The 20,432-nt window shown below is 67.9% G+C and carries 20 protein-coding genes; 10 read left to right on the top strand and 10 right to left on the bottom strand.

Going from position 1 to position 20,432, the window contains the following annotated elements; all coding sequences use genetic code 11:
• Nucleotides 1-44: 44 nt before the first annotated feature.
• The 3 genes from LK10_RS18315 to LK10_RS18305 are packed head-to-tail and all read right to left on the bottom strand — an operon-like array spanning nt 45 to nt 4,347.
• The gene (locus LK10_RS18315; RefSeq protein ID WP_197061991.1) at nt 45-836 is read right to left on the bottom strand and encodes an SDR family NAD(P)-dependent oxidoreductase; all 792 of its coding nucleotides are present in this window, start codon (nt 834-836) and stop codon (nt 45-47) included.
• A 40-nt stretch (nt 837-876) separates the two neighbouring features.
• Nucleotides 877-1,779, bottom strand: coding sequence for a DMT family transporter (locus tag LK10_RS18310; RefSeq protein WP_052207564.1), 903 nt, complete (start codon nt 1,777-1,779; stop codon nt 877-879).
• Nucleotides 1,780-4,347 carry a wax ester/triacylglycerol synthase domain-containing protein gene (locus LK10_RS18305; protein ID WP_052207563.1) on the bottom strand — a complete coding sequence of 856 codons (2,568 nt, stop codon included), beginning with the start codon at nt 4,345-4,347 and terminating at the stop codon, nt 1,780-1,782.
• Between the two features lie 116 nt (nt 4,348-4,463).
• Here LK10_RS18305 and LK10_RS18300 point away from each other — a divergent pair, with 116 nt between their 5' ends.
• The gene (locus LK10_RS18300) at nt 4,464-6,896 is read left to right on the top strand and encodes a lysylphosphatidylglycerol synthase transmembrane domain-containing protein (protein WP_043126948.1); all 2,433 of its coding nucleotides are present in this window, start codon (nt 4,464-4,466) and stop codon (nt 6,894-6,896) included.
• Nucleotides 6,897-6,969: 73 nt separating this feature from the next.
• On the opposite strand, the gene LK10_RS18295 is transcribed toward LK10_RS18300, so the two are convergent.
• Entirely contained in the window at nt 6,970-7,782 is an 813-nt protein-coding gene (locus tag LK10_RS18295; protein ID WP_043126946.1) for a formate/nitrite transporter family protein, read from the bottom strand.
• 232 nt (nt 7,783-8,014) lie between these two features.
• Here LK10_RS18295 and LK10_RS18290 point away from each other — a divergent pair, with 232 nt between their 5' ends.
• On the top strand, nt 8,015-9,028 hold the full coding sequence (locus tag LK10_RS18290) for an adenosine deaminase (RefSeq protein WP_043126942.1): 1,014 nt from the start codon (nt 8,015-8,017) through the stop codon (nt 9,026-9,028).
• Here the strand turns inward: LK10_RS18290 and LK10_RS22060 are convergent.
• Together LK10_RS22060 and LK10_RS18285 are read right to left on the bottom strand one after the other, a co-directional pair.
• Nucleotides 9,025-9,204 (bottom strand): hypothetical protein, encoded by a 180-nt coding sequence (locus LK10_RS22060; RefSeq protein WP_156144254.1) that lies wholly within the window; start codon nt 9,202-9,204, stop codon nt 9,025-9,027. The genes LK10_RS18290 and LK10_RS22060 overlap by 4 nt on opposite strands.
• A 77-nt stretch (nt 9,205-9,281) precedes the next feature.
• Nucleotides 9,282-10,250, bottom strand: a complete 969-nt coding sequence (locus LK10_RS18285; protein ID WP_043126938.1) for a magnesium transporter CorA family protein — start codon at nt 10,248-10,250, stop codon at nt 9,282-9,284.
• A 117-nt stretch (nt 10,251-10,367) separates the two neighbouring features.
• Here LK10_RS18285 and LK10_RS18280 point away from each other — a divergent pair, with 117 nt between their 5' ends.
• The 3 genes from LK10_RS18280 to LK10_RS18270 all read left to right on the top strand — a co-directional run bounded on the left by LK10_RS18280 (nt 10,368) and on the right by LK10_RS18270 (nt 11,480).
• On the top strand, nt 10,368-10,646 hold the full coding sequence (locus tag LK10_RS18280) for a hypothetical protein (protein ID WP_043126936.1): 279 nt from the start codon (nt 10,368-10,370) through the stop codon (nt 10,644-10,646).
• Between the two features lie 79 nt (nt 10,647-10,725).
• A complete protein-coding gene (locus LK10_RS18275; protein WP_231567841.1) occupies nt 10,726-10,926 on the top strand; it encodes a hypothetical protein in 201 nt (66 codons plus the stop codon).
• Nucleotides 10,927-11,126: 200 nt separating this feature from the next.
• A complete protein-coding gene (locus LK10_RS18270) occupies nt 11,127-11,480 on the top strand; it encodes a hypothetical protein (protein ID WP_197061990.1) in 354 nt (117 codons plus the stop codon).
• Nucleotides 11,481-11,514: 34 nt separating this feature from the next.
• On the opposite strand, the gene LK10_RS18265 is transcribed toward LK10_RS18270, so the two are convergent.
• The gene (locus LK10_RS18265; RefSeq protein WP_081998670.1) at nt 11,515-12,639 is read right to left on the bottom strand and encodes an FUSC family protein; all 1,125 of its coding nucleotides are present in this window, start codon (nt 12,637-12,639) and stop codon (nt 11,515-11,517) included.
• A 102-nt stretch (nt 12,640-12,741) separates the two neighbouring features.
• Between LK10_RS18265 and LK10_RS18260 the strand changes: the two genes are divergently transcribed.
• The 4 genes from LK10_RS18260 to LK10_RS18245 all read left to right on the top strand — a co-directional run bounded on the left by LK10_RS18260 (nt 12,742) and on the right by LK10_RS18245 (nt 18,026).
• A complete protein-coding gene (locus tag LK10_RS18260) occupies nt 12,742-14,064 on the top strand; it encodes an MFS transporter (RefSeq protein ID WP_052207562.1) in 1,323 nt (440 codons plus the stop codon).
• 54 nt (nt 14,065-14,118) lie between these two features.
• Entirely contained in the window at nt 14,119-14,607 is a 489-nt protein-coding gene (locus tag LK10_RS18255) for a MarR family winged helix-turn-helix transcriptional regulator (RefSeq protein WP_052207561.1), read from the top strand.
• A complete protein-coding gene (locus tag LK10_RS18250; protein WP_052207560.1) occupies nt 14,604-16,415 on the top strand; it encodes an MFS transporter in 1,812 nt (603 codons plus the stop codon). Before LK10_RS18255 ends, LK10_RS18250 begins: the two co-directional genes overlap by 4 nt.
• A gap of 78 nt (nt 16,416-16,493) precedes the next feature.
• Entirely contained in the window at nt 16,494-18,026 is a 1,533-nt protein-coding gene (locus LK10_RS18245; protein ID WP_052207559.1) for an HNH endonuclease signature motif containing protein, read from the top strand.
• On the opposite strand, the gene LK10_RS18240 is transcribed toward LK10_RS18245, so the two are convergent.
• A complete protein-coding gene (locus LK10_RS18240) occupies nt 18,023-18,412 on the bottom strand; it encodes a hypothetical protein (RefSeq protein ID WP_197061989.1) in 390 nt (129 codons plus the stop codon). The two genes, LK10_RS18245 and LK10_RS18240, sit on opposite strands and share 4 nt — an antisense overlap.
• Nucleotides 18,413-18,485: 73 nt before the next feature.
• Between LK10_RS18240 and LK10_RS18235 the strand changes: the two genes are divergently transcribed.
• Nucleotides 18,486-19,166 (top strand): HAD family hydrolase, encoded by a 681-nt coding sequence (locus tag LK10_RS18235; protein ID WP_043126927.1) that lies wholly within the window; start codon nt 18,486-18,488, stop codon nt 19,164-19,166.
• Here LK10_RS18235 and LK10_RS18230 read toward each other — a convergent pair.
• On the bottom strand, nt 19,148-20,056 hold the full coding sequence (locus LK10_RS18230; RefSeq protein ID WP_269429534.1) for a serine/threonine-protein kinase: 909 nt from the start codon (nt 20,054-20,056) through the stop codon (nt 19,148-19,150). The genes LK10_RS18235 and LK10_RS18230 overlap by 19 nt on opposite strands.
• A 151-nt stretch (nt 20,057-20,207) precedes the next feature.
• Nucleotides 20,208-20,432: a hypothetical protein gene (locus LK10_RS18225; RefSeq protein WP_043126924.1), complete on the bottom strand. Its 225-nt coding sequence runs from the start codon at nt 20,430-20,432 to the stop codon at nt 20,208-20,210.

Here is a 20,432-nt window from a genome sequence, read left to right as displayed (position 1 = left end):
AGCTAACGACCGGCAGTTAACGACCCGCAGCCAGCGATGGGCCTTCAGCCCCAGCGTCCAGCCAAGCGCGCATAGACCTGGGGGCTGCAGGCCTGCAGTGCGATCGGCACGCGCAGCCAGCCGGGGACGACGACCTGCGCGTGTTCCCGCTCCAAGGCCCCCAGCAGCGCCGTCGCCACCCGGTCGGCTGGCACCGGCCGGGGGAAGCGCCGCCCGTAGGCGACGCCGCGGCGCTCGAAGAACGGGGTATCCACCACTCCGGGAATGAGCGTCGTCACCCCGACTCCGGTGCCGCTGAGCTCTGCCTGCAAGCTGGCAGCGAAGGTGCCCAGGGCTGCCTTGGACGCGGCGTACTCCGACTCCCCCGCTACGCCGAGCAGGCCCGCGATCGAGCCGACGAAGACAAGCCGCCCGGAGCCTCGGCTCAGCATTGCCGGCAGCAACGCCCGCGTCAGCCGGACGGGCGCGAGATAGTTGATCGCGAGTAGCGCGCCGTCGTCGTCAATAGCGCTGTTGTCGCCCGCGCCGCCGTCGTCCGCGCCGTCGTCCGCGGCGTCGGCGTCAAGCGCGGCGTCTGCTCGCTCCGCTACCCTCGCGAAGCGGCCGATCCCGGCAGCGTGGATCAACAGGTCCGGCACCGGGAAGGAGGTCGCAGCCTCGATGACGCGCGAGAGTCCGTTCCGCTCGCTGAGGTCGGCGAGAACCGTTCTCCCGCCGGTCTCCGCGGCCACCTCGGCAAGCCGCTCGCCATCCCGGCCCGTGAGCAGGGTCTCGCATCCGGCTGCACTCAGGGCGAGGGCGATAGCCCTGCCGATGCCCGACGACGCCCCGGTCACGAGCGCTCTGCTTCCGCCTAGGCGCATCGTTCGGGCCGCTTCACTGCACCTCCGGCATGTCCGACTCTTCTCCCTGCTCACCCCGGATGCGTTCGCCGACTGCCTGCGCCCTGTGCGCGAGCAGCACAATTCCGGCTGTCATCACAAGCAGCGAGATCACCTGCGCAGTCGTCGGCCCCGGGCCGCCGGCGAGGGGTTCTCCGAGCCATACGGCGCCGGCGATGATCGATACGACCGGATCGCCCACCGTGATGACTGCCACCGCAACCGACCCTACGCGGCCTTCCTGGAAGGCATTCTGGTTCAGCAGGAAGCCAGCAGGGCCGAGGACGATCACCGCGTAGAGCTGCCACTGGCCAAACAGGGTTGCCAGGTCCACCGAAGAGACGAGGCTGCGCACCAGGCTCGCTGTCACGCCGTAGCAGATCGCAGCTGCGACCGCCAAGGGCAGTGCCCTGAATCGGTGGGCCAGTCTGGTAGCGATGACGAGGCACAGGACGACGGCGGCAGCGAAGGCCGCGCCGAGAGGCCAGATGAGCCCGTGCAGATGCCCGCCGCTCTGGACGGGCTTTGCCGCGACAAGGAAGCCGCTGATTCCCACCGTGGTCAGCAGCGCCGCGCCCACCAACCGCCAGTCAGGCGCCTGGTGCATGACGGCGGCGGCAATTCCCAGATAGAAGAGCACGCCTGTGGCGAGGATGGGCTGGACGAGGCTCAGCGGACCGAAGGACAATGCCGTGGCCTGCAGGGCAAACCCGAGTGCGCCGAGCAGCACACCCCAGCGAAAGGCCGAAATCCGGATCAGGTCCCAGAGCAGGCGCGGCCGCAGCGGGCCGGAAGGCGGAGCCTGCCGGCTCACACGGTGCTGCAGCAGCCCGGCCGAGCCGAAGGAAGCTGCCGCGCCGACGGCCGGAAGCACCGCCCAGATCTGTGCTGTCTCCACTTAGCCCGCCGCCGAACTCGCGGCACTTTGGGTGCCGACGTCGTCGTGGGTTGAGCCCGCGTCGTTCAGGGCATCTTCGAGCGCCGCCCTCAGCGCTTCCTGCACGAGCCCCCTGTCCAGCCCGAGGGCAGGGTCGGAGAGTACGCCGACGCCGACAGTGTCAGCGGCAAGCACGGCGCCCACCGTGATGGGGACTCCCTCGGTCAGAGGCAGGACCGGATACATCGCTGTGACTCGAGCCCCGCCGCACCAGCGCGGGCCGCGGGCGCCCGGCATATAGGTGACGATCGAGTTGAAGAACCGCCGGTTGTAGACCAGACGGGCGAAACCGCCGTGCACCGCCGCAGGCAGCTTGCCGGCGATCTGCATGACCAGTTGAGCCGCGGCCGGCTCGCCTCTCTCGATCTGGCGGCGCAGCCCGTTCCGGACCGCGGCCACCCGTCGGCTCGGCTCCATGGGACCCATGGGCAGATCCAGTGCGAGGCTCCCCGTCCAGTTGCCGAAAATGCGGTCGAGTCGGGGCGCGCGCATCGCCATCGGCACCATCACCCGCAAGGGAGTGTCCCCCAGCAGGAGCGCTCGGTCCGCCAGCAGCCGGCTCAGCGCGTCCGCAATGACCGACAGAGCCACTTCGTGTGGCTGAGCGTGGAGGGAACGCGCCGCCGCCCGGAGGGTGTCCCTCGGCAGGGCAACGGGAACGAACTGACGCTCGGATTTGGAAACAGCGTCCCGGTTGAGCGGATGCCGGGGCGCCGTGCCGCGGCTAGCGAGGCTCCACAGCCCCAGAGCGGCCTTGCCCGCCGCCTTGCCCAGGGAAGAAAGCCGGTCACCGCCCTGCCCAGTCGGGGAGCGGCCTGCCGAGCGCCGCGCGGCCAACGGCTTCGCCGCCTCCCCACGCTCAGGCAGTGGATCCCCGCCGTCCGCTGCGAGCAGCCGGTCGAGCAGCCCCAGTGCGGAGACGCCGTCCCCCAGCGCATGGTGCATCTTCACCGCCAACACCGCCTTGCCACCCGGTTGACCGCGCACCAGCAGCATCTGCCAGCCCGGGCGGTCCTCCGGCAGGGGCACCGACCAGAAGCGATCGACGGTGTCGTCGACCTCGGCGTCCCCAGCTCCCGGGGCGAGCACGCACTCGGACACATGCCTGCTGATGTCCAGTGACTCCTCGAGCAGCCAGCCAGCCCTCCGTCCACGCACCAGACGGCGACGCAGTGGCGCCAGCCCTCGGGCGCGCGGGCCCAGGTCGCTCCGCAGGGTCTCGACGTCCAGGGCGCGGCCCGGCTCCAGGGGATCCAGCGCTAGGACAGCCCCAATCTCCTGCCTCACACCGGTGGTTTCAACATGGGCGAAGAATGCGTCGGCGGGGCGGAGCGGCCACGGCCTGTCCACTGCGGGCGGCGTGGCTCGGGGCTCGACCAAGCCAGTCAGCGCCGAGTGCAGATCCCTCTCTTGCCGGTGCTTTGACGCATTGCGCTCGAGAGTCTCAAAAGTCTCGCGATCCGCAACACCGGTCCGGATGTAGTCGACGAGGCGTTCCTCGTCCGCGCAGATATCGGCCAAGCCGCTGACCACCATGAGCTGGGCGTTGGCTGCTCCATGAGCGGCGATCGGGCGGCACATCAGCAGCGGGCGGTCGCACGCGAGGGCCTCGAGAGCGGAGGCGCCCCCGGCGTTGGTCAGGACGAGATCCGCCGAGCGGACGTAGTCCTCCATCTCCGAGGTCCACCCCAGCGCCACGAGGCGTTCCCTCGGAATCCCAAGTCCTTCCAGTCTGGCGAGAGTCACGGCGTTGCGACCGCACGCCGCGACCACCTGCACCTCGGGCGCGGCAGCCAGCAGGGCACGCACCGTGGCCACAACGTCTCCGAACGCGTAGGCGCCCGCGGTGACCAGCACAACGAAGGCGTCGCTTCCCAGACCCAGGCGCCGCCGCGCGTCGTGCTTGTCCCCCGGGCTGAACGCGGAAATCACGGGAGGGGCGCAGACCTGGACCTCCGAACCGGGATCCGCGGAACGCGCGTGCGGCTCGGCCACTTCGTGCATCACGAAGTTGACGTCGAGGTCGCGGTAGACCCAGAACGGATGCGGGGCGAAGTCCGAGATCCAGGCGGCGGACGGCACACTCAGGCCGCGGTGGCGGCGAAGCCAGGCCAAACCGGAGCTGCCCAGAGGATAGGTGGAGAGAATCAGGTCGGGATCAAACCCGTCGATGTGCGGTGCCAGTCGCGAGCCGCACCAGACGCCGGTAAACCCCTTGGAGGCGCGCGCGAACCAACGGTGCCGCCAGAGCGCCGAATAGAAGAACTCGTACAGGGTCGGCGCCTTCTCGACGCTCGTGACGTAGATCCGCCGGAAGAGCGAACCGACCGGCGGCCCCAAGAGATCGTCGAGGGTGTCGAGACGGCGGATCTCGCTGCCCGGCCACAGTCCCCGGACGGCCTCCTCCAGCCCGGCCGCCGTCGCATTGTGGCCGCCGCCCATGTTGGCGGAGATCGTCAGCACCCGCCGGACAGCACCATCCTCGGCGCTGACTCGCCCCTCATTGAGGAATCCCGTCGGATTCGGCATGGACCAATGATGCCCACCAACACCAGCCCATCCGCAAGGGGTATCCATGCTCACGGTGGCGTTGACTGGTCGCTGGAGCGTTGACGTGCTCACGAGACGGGGGCAGTATCCAAAGCATGGCGGCGAAGCGGACCGGCCAGGACGGCGGCCCGGACACCGGGCACGATGCTTCCGGCCCCAAGCGCATGAGCCGCTACGCCCGCCTGAGGCTCTCGATCGGCCGGCACCCTTCCGACGTCGTCAGGATGGCGGTGGCTGCCGGCGTGGTGCTCGCCTGCCGGCTCGTCGCCGTCGCCCCCGGCACCAACCCGGTAGAAGCGGCCATCGCATCGCAGCTGCAGCGCCTGCCGAGCTGGTCGGCTCCCATCTGGGAGGGCCTGACCTGGCTGGGCTCTTGGCCCGGGATTGTGGCCGCCGTCGGACTTGCCCTCTACATCGGACGGATCCGCCTCGGGATATCGCTGGCCTTCGCGGCCGCCGCCGCCTGGCTGCTCGCCGTCGTCGTCAGTTGGACCGTTCCGGCACGGCTGGTGCCGCCCGGGGTCGAGTCCGGGCTCCTCCACGCCTCCGGTGCCGGCGCCTTTGCATTCCCCGATTCACGCAGTGCCGTCATCGCAGCCCTCGCCTCGGTCTCGACCCCCTACCTGACCCGGGTCGCGCGGAATACGAGTTGGATCCTCGTGGTCCTTGTGGCCGCGGCCGATGTCTTCCTGGGACAGAATCTGCCCGTCGGGGTGTTTGCGGGCGTCGTGCTCGGCTGGGGCATGGGGAAGCTCTTCCACATCGTGATGGGCGCCCCCGGGCGGCGGGCCTCAGAATCGGCGCTCCAGCAGGCGGTGGAGCGGGCCGGCCTTAGCGGAGCCCGCATCGTCCCCGTACACCGCGGCCTCTTGAGCCCGCAGGAGTACGAGATCACCGCTGAGGACGGAACGCTGTTCCGGATGAAGACCGTGCGCAGACTCCACCGTCGCGCCGGCCCCCTGCACAAGCTCAGCAACGCGTTCGCGTCGGTAGACGTCGAACACGGAGCAGGACTCTCAACCCCGCTGCACGAAGTGGAACACGAGGCCTACATCACCCTGCTCGCCGAGCGGGCCGGCGTCGGGACCGTACCGGTGGTCCTGGCGGGAGAAATCGAACACGGGCCCCCGTTCCTGATCTCCCGAGCCATCGGCGGCCATCCCCTCTCCAGCCTCTCCGCGAACGACATCAGCGAATCCCTGCTCGATGCCATCTGGGCGAATGTCAAAGCCCTGGAAAGCGTCCCCATCGCCCACCACGACCTGCGCGCGCAGAACATCATCGTTGACGATGCGGGGCGGCCTCGCATCTCGAGCTTCACGTTCAGCCGCGTCGGCGGCCCTGCGGGAGGCTACCGGCAGGATGCGGCGGAGATGCTGGTCTCGCTGGCCGCCGTCGTCGGCCCGGACCGCGCCGTCGCGAGCATTCTCCGCGCCTTCCCCCGAGCGGCGCTTTTGCAGGTGCTCCCCTACCTTCAGCGAATGGTGCTGCACCGCCGGCTGCGCCGCCAGCTTCCCCCAGGGGCAGGTGTGTTGGCCAGGCTCCGGGAAGGACTGGCGGAGCAGATCGAGGCGCCGGTGCCATCACTCCGGCTGCCGGTCCGACCGTCCACGATCATCGTGCTGTTGGTGGGCGGCCTGGCCGTATACCTCCTGCTGCCCGAGTTCTCCAACATCGACCAGGTGCTCGTGCTGCTGGAACGGGGAGACAGCCGGTGGCTGGCTGCGACCGTCGTCATCGGTTTCCTCGCAATTCTGGCCTCCGCTGTCTCGCTCCTCGGTTCATGCGTTCCGAGGCTCCCGATCAGGAAGACCATCGCGGTCCAAGCGGCCGCGGCCTTCACGGGCCGGACGACTGCCGCGGGGATCGGCTTCTACCGGATCAATTGGGTCTATCTCGAACGGATTGGATTCCGCGGGCCGCAGATCGTGGCTGCGATAGGCATCAACAGGCTTGTCACCGGGCTGGTCAGTGCCGTCGGCACGGTGCTCGGGCTCGTTGTCATAGGCGGGGCTGTTCCCGTGGGCCAAGTCGGGTTGGTCCTGAGCTGGCCGGTAGCAGCCGGCGCGGCGGCCCTGCTGCTGGCGATCGTCCTCTTCCTGGCTTCACCGTTCGGAAGACGCAGGATTGTGCGTCCGGGCATCGCCTGGGTTCACGAGATCAGGCAGGAACTCACACCCTTGCTGCGCAGTCCGCTCCGGGCGGCGCAGCTTACCTTGGGCTGTGTGGGATACCTGCTGCTCCTGGCAGCGGCCCTTGCGACAACCCTCGCGGCCTTCACCCCGACCTTCCCCGTGGTGCCGGTGCTTGCCGTGTTCGTGGTCGGTTCCACGCTCGGCCAGCTCGCTCCTACTCCGGGCGGGCTGGGCGCGGTCGAGGCCGCGATGATCGCGGGGCTGACGGCGATCGGTGTGGCACCCTCCAACGCCGTCGCCGCCGTCCTCAGCTCGCGGCTGCTGACCTACTGGCTGCCAGTAGTACCCGGCATTGTCGCCTTCAGGGTCCTCCAGCACCGGGGCGTGGTCTGAGAGGACGTGGTCTGGGAGGGCGTGGTCTGGGAGGGCGTCGTGGTCTGAGAGGGCGTGGTCTGAGACGGCGCCTTCAGGAGGAGCCGCTGCGCCGCTCGCTCAGCAGCTCCTTGCTGCGGAGCAGCCGAAGCGCAGTCACGAGCAGCAAGCCGCCGAGGACGTTGAAGACCGCCGTGTAGACGAACCAGCCGAACCACTGTCCGTAACCGAAGGGGGCGCCCACGTGGAGGGCCCCGAAGATCAGCAGGGAATCGAGGACCGAGTGGAACAGCGGTAGTCCCGAGAGCAGGAAGCCTCCTGCGACGGCCGCGACGATCTTGGCCGGCACGGACTCCGTCCCCTGCTGCATACGGGTCATCAAGGTGATCGTGCTGCCACCCAGGGCCGCCAGGCAGAGGGACTGGAGATTTGGGGGCGCCTCTGCGAAATGCCGAGCCGATTCGGTGACGGTTGGAGCCCATTCGGGAAACGCTCGCATGACCAGCCACATGAAGCACCAGCCGCCCACGAGGTTGGCGGCAAGCGTTCCTGTCCACAGTTTGACGAGCTGCCCAACTCGCGCCTCGCGGGCCACGACGGCGGCGATAGGCACCAGAAACCCCTCCGTGAAGAGTTCGCTCTTCGCCAGCAGGAGGGCGATGAACCCGATGCCGAACGCAAGTCCGGCAAGGAGCTTGTTCCCGGTCGTGTGCAGGACTGCGAGGTAGGCCATGACGCCGAGTCCGACTTCGACGCCGCCGAAGAATCCGGTGATGAGGACCGAAGGCCAGGTGCGGTGCAGTCGCTGCGCCCCCTCGACCACGATGCGGTCGAAGGACTCCTCGATTTCCGCCTCGACCGGAGCGTCATTGCTGCCGAGCTCGCGCCGCCGGTCTTCGTCGCTCATGGCTGTCCTTTTCGAGCGTCAGTGACATTGAGATGGCCGGGACATTGAGATGGCGGGGAAATTGAGATGGCCCGGGACATTGAGATGGCGGGCCGAATTCGGCCCGCCATCTCTCCCCTGGCATCCACCCATGAAACACCATCACCAACGCCGCCTGATCTCCCAATTCGGCGGCGCCTGAATGGTTGGTACCCTCGGTTTCTCCAACCAAACACGCACAGGAAGGAAGGGTATGGCAACGTCGACCGCGCGCGTCGCGGCACTCCCCACGGCGGAACTGCATCTGCATATCGAGGGAACGCTCGAACCCGAAATGGTTTTCGAGCTCGCCGCACGCAATAACGTGGGCCTGCCCTTCCAGTCAGTCGAGGATCTCCGCGAGGCCTATCAGTTCACGAGCCTCCAATCGTTCCTCGACCTGTACTACGAGTGCATGGCGGTCCTGCAGACTCGGGACGACTTCCGAACCCTCGGCGAGCGCTATCTCGAACGGGCCTACGAACAGGGCGTCCGGCATGCGGAGATCTTCTTCGACGCCCAAGCTCACACCGCCCGAGGCCTCGCCGCGGAGGATGTGCTCGACGGCCTGCTCGACGCACTCCACACCGGAGCGCGCAAGGGGATCAGCGGCGGGCTCATCCTCTCGTTCCTCCGGGACAGGCCCGTGCCGGAAGCGCTAGAGACCCTCGAGTCGCTTGCCCACCGGGCAGGTGACCTCCTCGCGGTGGGATTGGACTCGGCGGAGGTAGGCTACCCGCCCGAACTCTTCACCCCCGTCTTCGCCCGAGCGAAGGAACTCGGCCTGCGCGTGGTCGCCCACGCCGGGGAGGAAGGACCGGCCGCCTACGTCTGGGAGGCGTTGGACCTCCTCGGCGCCGAAAGGATCGACCACGGCATCCGCTCAATCGAGGATCCCGAACTCATCGAACGCCTTCGGCGCGAACGCATCCCACTCACGCTCTGCCCATTCTCGAACGTCAAGCTCGCCGTGATCTCGAGCCTCGCCGAGCACCCCATTCTGGATCTGCTCGATCAAGGGATCATGGTCACCGTCAACTCCGACGACCCCGCCTACTTCGGCGGCTACTTGGCGGACAACATGGCCGGCCTCACGGCAGCGTTCCCGTCTCTCGAAGAGAGTGCCCTCGAACGGCTCGCCCGCAATTCGGTCGATGCATCCTTCGCTGGCAGCGAGCGCAAAGCCGAGCTTCACGCGCTCATCGACGAGTGGGCCTCACGCCCCTAGAGGGCTGCGGACTGCGCCGAAGGGATCTCGCCGTCGTCGTCGGCTGGGGCCTCCGCCCCTGAGGAGGTCTCGGCGGGAGTACCCGAGGAAGGCGAGAGCGCGACGATCATGTCGATGCCGCTGATCTGCAGTGCCAGTTCACGAATCGTGCTCACGTCCATTGATGCCCCGATCATCGAAGAGAAGTGTGAGCCCCATCACCCACAGCCAGCTATGTTACCCGATAGTAAGGAAACTGAACATCCCGACGGAGTCAGAGCCATTCCTTGCGCCGGAAGAGCCAGTACAGCCCCAGGGCACCGGCCGTGATGAGGCTGAGCGACAGGACCAGCCCCAAGGTGCTCTGGAACCCGAGGAACGGGACGTTCTGCCCGAAGAAGCCCGTGACTGCCGTGGGCACCGCGATGATCGCAGCCCAGCTAGTGAGCTTCTTCATCACGAGGTTCATGCGGTTGCCTTGGATGCTGATATGGGTCTCGAGGATGCTGCCGACGAGGTCGCGCAGCGACTCGGTCCAGTCCGAGGCCCTCAGGACATGGTCGTAGACGTCTTGGAAGAACGGCTGCATTGACGGGTCCGCGATATCGAGGTCCCGCCTCAGCACGGTGTTGAGCACCTCACGCATAGGAAGCACCACCCGGCGGAGGCGGACGAGGCTCTTGCGGAGTTCGAACGAGCGCCGCTGCAGATCGTGATCGGACGAATGATCGTCGAAGAGGGCATCCTCGAGGCCCTCGATGCGCTCGTCGAGGTCCTGGACCACGTCGAAGTGCCCGTCCACGAGGAGGTCCATGAGCCCCCAGAGCAGGAAGGCGACGCCGTGCCCCGCGAGGTCGTTCTCCTGGTCCCACTTCTCGGTGAGCCGTTCGACGGCGAAGTCCGCACCGTGGACGGTGACGAGGGCACGGCGCGTGATGAACGCCTTGACCTCGGTGACGGTCAGATCGCTTCCTTCCGGGGCGAGAGCCGCCTCGTAGGCCGCAAGGAAGAGATGGCTCGGATACCGATCGAGCTTGGGCCGCTGGTGATCGTGGACGGCGTCCTCGACCGCGAGCCGATGGAGGCCCAGGATCGTCTCCATCGCACCGAGATCCTCTTCGCTGGGCGATTCGTAGTCGATCCATACGGCGGCTCCGTCCTTGGAAAGCAGCCCTTCGATCTCGCCGAGCGCCAGGTCTTCGCGCTCGAGCTTGCCGTCGCGGTACAGCCGGGTACGAACCATCCGGCAATCCTATCGGCCGTTCCAAGGGTGAAATCTGACAGCTGGCTCCCAGCTTGACCGTGAATAATCCGCGGGATCGGACATGTACAACGGCACGTACAACCAGTGGGGGGATCCATGGACGAATTCATGAGACGGGTGCTTTCGCGCCAGATCACGGACATCTCTGACGCGCCGCAGGCCAATGACGACGCCTTCTTGGCTAGCGTCGAGGGGCTCAGGAACTTCCTTTCTGCAAAAGGCCGTGCGCCGGAGGCATTTTGCCCCGACTCAGAGGAAGCGCTTATGGGCCGGTGGCTCGAGCTCCAGAAGGGGCACGCCCGGAGTGGAACCCTATGCGAGCAGCGCCGCAGCGTGCTCGAGGAAATCCTCGGCCCTGATTGGTCAATCGCATGACTGGTCCCTCATGAGTGACTACTGGATTCAAACCGCCGACAGTGGGGATTGAGGTCTCATGTTGGAGAAACTGCATGACATGGGAATGAAGAGCGAATACGCCTACATGGCGGGGTTCGGGTCCATCGGGCTCTCGGTCCTTTCCTGGACCTTCAGCCGGATCAACCCCCGGCACGACCGCGCCCAATCCGATCGCTGGGGCATCTTCGTGGGCCACTGGGCGCCCACATTCTTTGCGATCGGCATCGCCCTGCGGCTTGAGGAGAAGAAGCTCCTCTGATCCCAGCCGCCAGGCTTTCCTGATCCAAAAGCTTGCCGGAGGACTCCCTGAGCCGGGGAATCCTCCGGCTCGTCTATGCCCGGAACCGGGCCGAGTGCCGAACGGCTGGCCCGCGAAATGGCATTGAAAGCCTCTGGCGCCGAATCCCCCGACGGTCCATCCTGTACCTGTGTAGGAACCTCTGCTCAGGGGGTGCTGTGGTGGAGCCTACTGTTGAGAGCGGTCCCAGCCGCGAGGAACTGGTCCTTGCAATGGCAGGGAGCCGCAAGGTCATCGTCCGGAAGGGCAAGGCCGAGGTCCATGGCTACCTCGTCGCCGTGGGTGAAACGCGGGCGAAGGTGCTGTGGGTCTGCGGCACCGGCCGGACTCAACGCCGAGACGTCCCGCTCGCGGAGCTCGTGATCCCGAACCGGGGAAATCCCTGGCTCGGGATCGAGATCAGCCTCTCGGATCTGGTCGCGGCCGGGGAGCGACGGCGATCCCGGGCGCCGCGGGCCGGGCCCAGGCCCCGGTCCTCTCCCCCGCGCACCTCGCACCGTCCCCTCACGCCCTAGCCCCTCACGCCCTGGCCGCTCACGGTCTGGCCGCTCACGCCCTGGCTGACGAGCGCCTCCTGACGATCTGGACGGCGCGCCGCAGGCTCATCGCGACTGAGGCGGTGGCGTTGACGGAAACACCTCGTGAAATGACGTCGGCGAAGCCTCTCGTGAGCACATCGAGGGCTTGCTCGGCCTCGTCAAGGGGAGCTTCGACGTCGTCCTCTCCCCAGGCGCGCATCACGGCGGCGGAAGCCCGGAGAGCCACGCTGAGCTCGCCGGTCAGCTCGGGAGGGACCGCGGTCCCGGCCCGCTCCTCCCAGATGGCGCTAGAGAGGACGTCCGTGATGTCCTGGACTTGGAACGTGAGGCGCTCGATGGCACGGAGGTCCTTGAGGTCCTCCCCGAGATCCCGCGGATGACGACGGCGCCGCGGGTTCGCCCGTGCGCTCACCTCAGCGCGGTGCACAGCTTGCCGGACCTCGCTCGCCGTGCGCGCGAGCTGCTCGTCCCGCTCGGCCCAGTCGCTGTGGTCGGGCGGCCAGGATTCTTCCATGGCCTCGGCCATGTCCTCGAGCTGCCGAGCGAGAGCCCGGCGTTGCCGCGCGAAGGCGGAACCGATGGCCTTGAAGTGCAGCGGCGGCAGGATGAGCCAATTGACGGCGAAGCCAATCGCGATTCCAACCGCCATCTGGAGCACGTACCCGAGCGAGAAGGCGTCCGCTCGCTGCCCCCCAATGACCAGGACGAACAGCCCTGCCATGGGCACCCAGTCGCTCGCGGCCCCCATGCGGGGCATCCCGCCTACCAGGACGCCGAGGCCGACCACGGCGGCCACCGCGGCAGCGTTCGCACCGCTGAACGACGCGACGGCGAAGGCGACGCCGATCCCCAGCCCGAGCCCGAGAAGGCTCTGGAGGCCCTTCCTTGCGGAGTCGGCGACCGTCGGGTACATCGTGACCAGCGCGCCGAGCGGGGCGTAGTAGGGGTAATGCGCGGCGGGCGCAGGCATGAGCGGCGCGACCGCCCACGCGAGTCCGGCGGCTAGCGCGGTCTTGCCTGCGAGCTCGAGCCGGCTCCGCGCCATGGCGGTTCGCAGCCCTGAGAGCGCGGCCGTGCGGGCCCTGCCGAGGGCTGCGCGGGATGGGAAAGTGCGTGACCGGTTTGTGACCGCCATTTTCCTAGCGTCGCATCCCGAGGCAGGGGAGACGCAAGTTCGCTTGAAACCCAGGAAGCTGGGAAAGGGCCGAAAAGGAGCAGGCGGAAGAAGGGGAGGCCAATGTCACGCAGCGATGCGAACCAGCCAAGAGAACGGCAGCCTCGGGAGCCGTGGACTCCCACCCAACGCAAGGCACTCTTCGCCGGGGCGGGCAGCTGGACGCTCGACGCTTTCGACTACTTCGTCCTCGTCTTCGCCCTCTCGTCCCTCGCGAAGGACTTCCACATCACGATCGTCACGGCGACGCTCGCGATCACCTTCACCCTCGTCCTCCGCCCGGTCGGCGCTCTCGTGTTCGGGCCCCTCGCGGAACGGTTCGGCCGCAAGCCGATCCTCGTGATCAATATCGTCGTGTTCTCGCTCATAGAGCTGGGGTCGGCCCTCTCCCCCAACTTCGAGACGTTCTTCACCCTGCGGGTGCTCTACGGGATAGCGATGGGCGGCATTTGGGGTGTCGCCTCGGCCCTGACGATGGAATCGATCCCCACGCGCTCGCGCGGCTTGGTCTCCGGGATCTTCCAAGCGGGCTACCCGCTCGGCTACCTCATCGCGTCGATCGTCTACGGCCTGCTCATCAACTCCGTCGGGTGGCGCGGCATGTTCGCGATCGGCGTGGTTCCGATCCTGCTCGCCGTGTACATCTTCTTCCGGGTCGACGAATCCCCGGTCTGGACGGCAACGCGCGGGGCACGTCGAGGCGTGGCTGGCAACGGCGTGGCTGGCAACGGCGTGGCTGCAGACGGCGAGCGCAAGGCGGCGTTCTGGCCGGCCGTGGCCGCGAACTGGCCGATCCTGATCTTCGCAGTGTTCCTCATGGCCGGGTTCAACTTCTTCAGCCACGGAACCCAGGACCTCTACCCGACGTTCCTCACCGTCCAGCGGCATTTCAGTGCCGGAACGGTGAGCCTCATCGCGATCTTCTACAACATCGCGGCGATCATCGGCGGCCTCATCGCCGGTTCGCTCTCCGAGCGCTTCGGCCGGAAGCGGACCATCATCGTCTTCGCGCTCCTCGCCCTTCCGTGCATCCCGCTGTGGGCGTTCTCGACCGGTTCGGTGGCCCTTGGCATCGGCGCGTTCCTCATCCAGTTCATGGTCCAGGGCGCCTGGGGCGTCATCCCGGCTTACCTCAACGAGCTCGTGCCCGAAGGCACCCGTGCGGTCCTGCCGGGCTTCGTCTACCAGGTCGGCAACGTGATCGCGGCAGCGAACGCGACGATCCAGGCCCTCATCGCCCAGTCGACCGGTGGGAACTATGCGTTGGCGATGGCCCTCGTGGCCGGGATCATCGCGATCTTCATCGCCGTGCTGATCGCCTTCGGTCCGGAGACGCGCGGCAGGGAATTCGTCACTGCCGGAGCCGATACCAGGGCGGCTGGCTAGACAAGCGCAGCCAGGTTTGCGGAGATCATAAGCAAATTATGTAATAATGGGCTTATGAATTTCCCAGAGGCGACCCACCGGGACCCGGTCGAGCGCTTCTCCCGGGTCATCGAACAGCTCACCCGCCGCCTGCGGAGCGTCGCTGCCGTGGGCGGCATCTCGCCGTCGGCGGCCTCGGCTCTCGCTCGGCTTGAGGCCGAGGGTCCCCTGCGGATCACGGAGCTCGCCAGGGCCGAAGGGGTCTCCCAGCCGGCCATGACCCAGCTGGTCGGGCGCCTGGAGAGCGATGGGCTCGTTGCGCGAGAGACGCCCGACGACGACCGGCGGAGCGTCCTGGTGGCCAGCACCCCCCGGGGCCGCGAGGTGTTCTCGCAGCGTCGGAAGCGGCGCGACGCCCACCTCCGGGAACTCCTCGAAACCCTAGAACCCACTGATCGCGCCGCGATCGAGGCCGCTCTTCCGGCCCTCGAACGCCTGGTGTCGGCAGCAGCACAAGAAGCGGCACCGCCGCAGAACTCACAGAGAGGAACGGCAAAGCGATGAGCGCCCCTCACGGCACGAAGACCAATCCGTTCAAACAGCCCGGCGCGGTGTGGGCGGTCGCCTTCGCCTGCGTCATCTCCTTCATGGGCATCGGTCTTGTCGACCCGATCCTGCCGGCGCTCGCCTCGAGCCTCCACGCCACGCCGAGCGACGTTTCCCTCCTGTTCACGAGCTACCTCGTGGTGACCGCCGTCGCGATGCTCGTCGTCGGCTGGGTCTCGAGCCGCATCGGCTCCAAGCTGACCCTCATCGTGGGGCTCTTCCTCATCGTCGTCTTCGCGGCACTCGCGGGCACGTCGGGCTCGATCGGCGGGATCGTCGGATTCCGGGCAGGGTGGGGCCTGGGCAACGCGCTGTTCATCGCGACGAGCCTCGCGGTCATCGTGTCTTCGGCAAAGGGCGGCTTCTCGGGCGCCATCATCCTCTACGAGACAGCGCTCGGCATCGGCATCGCCGTCGGGCCCCTGCTCGGCGGCGAGCTCGGCAGCATCAGCTGGCGCGGGCCCTTCTACGGCGTCGCCGTGCTCATGGGCCTCGCGCTCGTTGCCACCCTGATCTTCGTGCCGAAGCAGCCCAAACCCGCGAAGAAGACCTCTCTCGCCGCCCCGCTGCTCGCGCTGCGCCACCGCGGGCTCCTGATCATGGGGATCATGGCGCTGCTCTACAACTGGGGCTTCTTCACAATGCTCGGCTACGCGCCGTACCCGATGAAGCTCGACCCGCACCAGCTCGGCCTCGTCTTCACCGGTTGGGGCGTCCTCGTGGCGCTGTTCGCGGTCGTGTTCGCGCCCCGGCTCCAGCGGCGCTTCGGCACAGCGCCCGTGCTCTACGTGAACATGCTCGGCCTCGGCATCGTCATGGCCGTCATCGCGTTCGGCGTGGCGACGCCGAGCGTCGTGATCGTCGCCGTCATCGTGAGCGGCGCCTTCATCGGCATCAACAACACGCTCACGACCCAGGCAGTCATGCTCGTGGCCCCCGTCGACCGCCCAGTGGCCTCCTCGGCGTACGGCTTCGTCCGGTTCATCGGCGGCGGCCTCGCCCCGTTTGCCGCCGGCAAGATCGCAGAGGCCTCGAACCAGAGTGTCGCGTTCCTGGTGGGGGCCCTCGCGTTCCTCCTCGCGATCCCCGTACTCGCGGCGGGCCACCGCCTCGTCGCCGCCGCCGAGCGCGAGGCGGCGCCGGAAGCCGTGGAGCCTGAGTCCGTGGAGCCTGAGTCGGTCGAGCCCGGGGGCGCACAACCCGGGGCTGCACAACCCGGGCTCTCGACGCCCACGCTCGAGCCGCTCGCCCTTGGCACACCGACGTCCGGCACAGCGACGCCAGGCACACCGACGTCCGGCGCCCCGATCTCCCGGCCCGTCGTCGCCGCCGTCAGCGCAAACGCCGCCGCGACCGCCGTCGTCGACCGCGCTGCAGCCCTCGCCCGCTCCGAGCGTGCGCCGCTCGAGATTGTGCACGTCCGGGAGACCGAAGTGCTCGAAGAGCTCGCAATCAGCCCGGAAAGCGAAGACGAGGCACGGGCCGCCGTCGCAGCTCACCTCGCCAGGCTCGGAGATGGGGGTCTGGATGGCCTCACAGCCCGCGGCCTGATCCTGCACAGCGTCGGCGATCGCGCCGCAGCTGCCGACGTCCTGGCCCGGCACGCCGCGGATGTGGGCGCGCGCGCCATCGTGCTTCGTGATTCGGCGCGAGGAACGGTCGTGAAGCACCTTGAACCGAGCCTCAGCGCAGCCTTCTCGGGAATGGCGCCTTCCGATGCGGGCCGGCCGGAGGTCGTGCTCGTCGCCACGTCTGCTCAGGCTTGAGCTAGCGTCAGTTAGTCCGCCTTTCGGATATTTGTTTGGTTGTTTGTTTTTCGAACATATGTTCGATAGAATGTCTCCATGGTGGGGATGGGGGACCGATTCGAGCGCCGGGCGAACGACTCGCTCGAGAAGGTGCCGACGCGCGCTGCCGAGGAGTGCCGCCCTTCGGAGGGTGGCTGGCGAGAGGCCTTCGAGGGGCTGCTGAGCCGGGCCCCGGGGCCGTCGACGGAGGAGGTCGCCTCCTTCGTCGCGCGTCTGGCACTCTCCTCAGGGCCAAGGGACCTCGGTGGCCCAGAGCTGATCGACCGCCTGGACGCGCTCGAGCGGCTCAAGGCAGCCGCGGCGGCGGAGCAAGCACGCATTCAAGCGACGTTCGCCGCTTTGTGCGAGGCAGGGATGGACCCGCGCGCCGCCGCCCTCGAGTCCAAGACTGGCCGCGACTCCGCCCGCTCCAGGGAACGCTCGGCTTCAGCCCAGATCGCCTTGGCCCGGAAGGTTTCCCCGGCCCGTGGGGCCAAGTTGCTTTCGGCCTCGAAGCGGCTCGTGGCCGAACTCCCGTGCACGCTGCGAGCTCTTGCGGGGGGCCAGCTGACCGAGGAACGGGCGATCTTCGTGGCCGAAGGTGTCGAAGTCCTCTCCCCCTCCGCTCGGGCGGCCGTGGATGAGGACCTTTGCGGGCATCCGCAGCGCCTTGAAGGCCTCGGCGACCGGGGCGTCCAGGACGCGGTGCGCGCCGCGGTCGACGCGATCGACGACGCCGCGGCCACAGCTCGCGTACGCAAGGCCGAGGAGGGGCGCCGCGTCACGGTCAGGCGACTGCCCGACGCGATGGCACAGCTCACCGCAATCCTTCCCGTCGCCCAAGCCGCGGCGGCCGCAGAGGCACTGCGTGCAGCAGGCCGGGCGGCCAAGGCCACGGGAGACCCGCGGACCAGTGGGCAGGTGGCCGCCGACACTCTGGTAGAGCGGGTAACCGGTCAGGCCCACGCCGATGCCGTGCCCCTGCGCGTGGGTCTGGTCATGACGGAATCCTCCCTCTTCCGAGGGGCCCGCGAGCCCGCGCTGCTGCAGGGCTACGGCACAATCCCAGCCGCCCAGGCCCGGACCATGGTGACCCACGCCGCAACAGCGCCGACAAGCATGCCCGCCGGCAGCACCGCGGCAAGCAGCACCAGGGTCCTACCTGCTGGCGCCGCCTCCCTGGCGGGGGTGTGGCTGCGTCGCCTGTACCTCGATCCGAGCACCGGCGAGCTCGCCGCCATGGACAGCAAGCTGCGCCGCTTCCCGAGGGCAATGGCCCAGTTCATCGAGATCCGCGACCAGGTCTGCCGCACCCCATACTGCGAGGCGCCGATCCGGCACATCGACCACATAGTCCCCGCGGCCTCCGGCGGGGAGACGAGCGCGGAGAACGGGCAGGGCCTGTGCGAGGCCTGCAACCATGTCAAGGAATCCACCGGCTGGGAACGGGCCGTCGTCGGAACGGATCCCCCAGATCAAACTCGGCCCGTGGGGACCAGAGGCGACATCCTCACCGTCACCCCCACCGGCCACGAGTACTACTCCCCGCCCAGGAGGCTCCCGGGTTCGCAGAAACGCCGCGTTGGCTAGGCGTCTTCCCGGTTCGGATTCTCCAGTTGGAAGAAGTTCGACTGGGTGCCGTCGCTGCGCTGCTCCTGATAGATGAAGTTCAGCTTGCGCTCGTCGAATGTCGCGAACCATTCGTCCCAGTCGATGTGCCGGAGCTTGTCGTTCTTGGCGCCGAAGTCGATCCGCAGGACGCCAAGGTGGTCACCGTGCTCGGTCCCCTCCACGGTGGCTGGGGTGCCGTCGCGTTCCTCTGCCCACTGCCGGATGACGTCGTGGTTCGTGGTGACGAGGCTCCGCCCCTCGCGCTCGGGCTTGTCGTCGGGAGACTTGATCTCCTGCGAATACTTGAGCGAATCCGAGCTTTCACTCCCTTTGCGCACGCCGCCGTCCTGGTTCTTGTCTGCCATGGCATCCTCCTTGCGTTTGAGTTGCTGGGGTTCGGGCACTGGAGCATTACCCCGAGGACGGAAGGCGGAACGGATGGACGCACAAACGCGCGGAGTGCTCTTCGATGTCGACGGAACGCTCATCGACTCGAGCTATTTCCACGCTCTCGCGTGGTGGGAGGCCTTCCGGCAGTTCGAGCACAAGGTCCCGATGTCCGCGATCCACCGCGCCGTGGGGATGGGCGGCGACAAGCTCATTGCCCATCTGCTGGGCGAGGACCGCGACGAGAGCGAGGATGCCGAGCTCAAGGCGACCCACGGCGCCGTCTTCGGCACCTATTGGCCTTCGCTGGTAGCGTTCGACGGCGCCCGCGGCCTCGTGCGGAAGTGCGCCGAGGCGGGACTCGCCGTCGTGCTGGCCTCTTCGGCTCGCGAGCGCGAACTCCGTGTGCTGCGGAGGGCGCTCGACGCCGACGACGCGATCACTGCAGCGACCAGCTCCTCGGACGCCGAGGAGAGCAAGCCCGCGCCGGACATCCTCGTCGCGGCCCTGGAAGCAGGAGACCTCCGCGCGGAGGATGTCGTGTACGTCGGCGACTCCGTCTGGGACGTGTACGCAGCCTCGAAGCTGGACATCCCCACGATCGCCGTCACGTGCGGAGGAACCAGCGAGGCCGAGTTGAAGGAAGCCGGGGCAGCCGAGGTCTACACCGGCCCGGACAAGCTCCTCGAGGCCTTCGCGACGAGCCTGCTCGGTCAGCTCGCGGCTGGCTGAGCAGCCAGGTTCAGGGGCTGGCCCAACGGCGCGAGTGCGCCGACGGTGCCCAGCGCGGCAAGCCGGTAGAGCGAGGCGGCAGCCTCGACGGCAGTGAGCCTTTGGGCTGGGTCCAAGGCAGTCATCCCGACGACGAGCTCGCGCCAGAGCGGGTCTACCACGTCGGGAATCGGCGGTCCTTGCGTGAGCCGGCGCATTGCGCTCTCGAGCGGGGCGCCGGGGAAGGCGAGCTCGCCGGTGAGGCACTGCAGGAGGACGAGCCCGAGCGAATAGATGTCGCTCGCGGGGCTGGCCACGTCTCCGCGCACCTGCTCGGGGCTCAAGTAGGCGGGTGTGCCGGAGACGGCGTCTTCGAGCGTGAGGACCGATTCCGTCATCCGCGCGATGCCGAAATCCGTGAGCTTCGCGTGCGCACGCGTGCCCTTGACGGCGTCGTCCAGCAGGAGGATGTTCGCGGGCTTGACGTCCCGGTGCACCACTCCCTTGTCGTGGATGTAGCCGAGCGCCTCCGCGAGATCGTGGCCGATCTCGGCCGCTCGGGTCGCCGGGAGGGGGCCCTCCTTGAGCCGCGACCGCAGGTCGGGGCCCGAGACGAGCTCCATGACGAGGAAGATGCGCGGCACACCCTCTGCCGTCCACTCAGCCCCGGCATCGAGCAGCGTCACGAGCCCCGGGTGGCTGAGCCGTGCGAGGAGCTCGACCTCGACGTCGCTGCGTCGCAGCTCCGCCTCGTCCGCAGCGGTCGAGTGGATGAGCTTGACTGCGACCTCGCGCTCCAGGAACTCGTCGAAGGCTCGATGGACGACTGCCATCGAGCCCGCTCCGATCTTCTCAAGAAGCCTGTATCTCCCGCCGAGCGAGCTGGCACCCAGAGAATGAGCGCCCCGCACGTGTTCTGCCACCTTTACCCGCTTTCATCGCCACAAGGGACGGCCGGACGGCCACACGCGGTAGTCAGGCGTCGTGCGAAATCAATACCCTCAGCGAAGCTGGACAAACGCAAGGAAAGGGGCAGCGGCCTTCTCCGGGGTGTCGCCGCTCCTACGCCCACACCTCGTACCCCGCGAGCTTGTCGTAGAGCTTCCGGCGCTGGATCCCTTGGGCTGCGAGCCAGAGCACGGTGTCGTCCGAGGCGGCAAGGTCTACAACACCCGTTGCGACCTGCTCGCCCTGGAACCACACCTCGACAGTACGACCGACCAGCTGCGACCAGTCGTCACGCCGGCCGCGGCCGGTCCGCGTCTTGACCACGGTTGTCTGCCGCAT

Source organism: Sinomonas humi (assembly GCF_000802235.1).
GTDB classification, from domain to species: domain Bacteria; phylum Actinomycetota; class Actinomycetes; order Actinomycetales; family Micrococcaceae; genus Sinomonas; species Sinomonas humi.
This window is presented reverse-complemented; position numbering and strand designations above follow the sequence as displayed.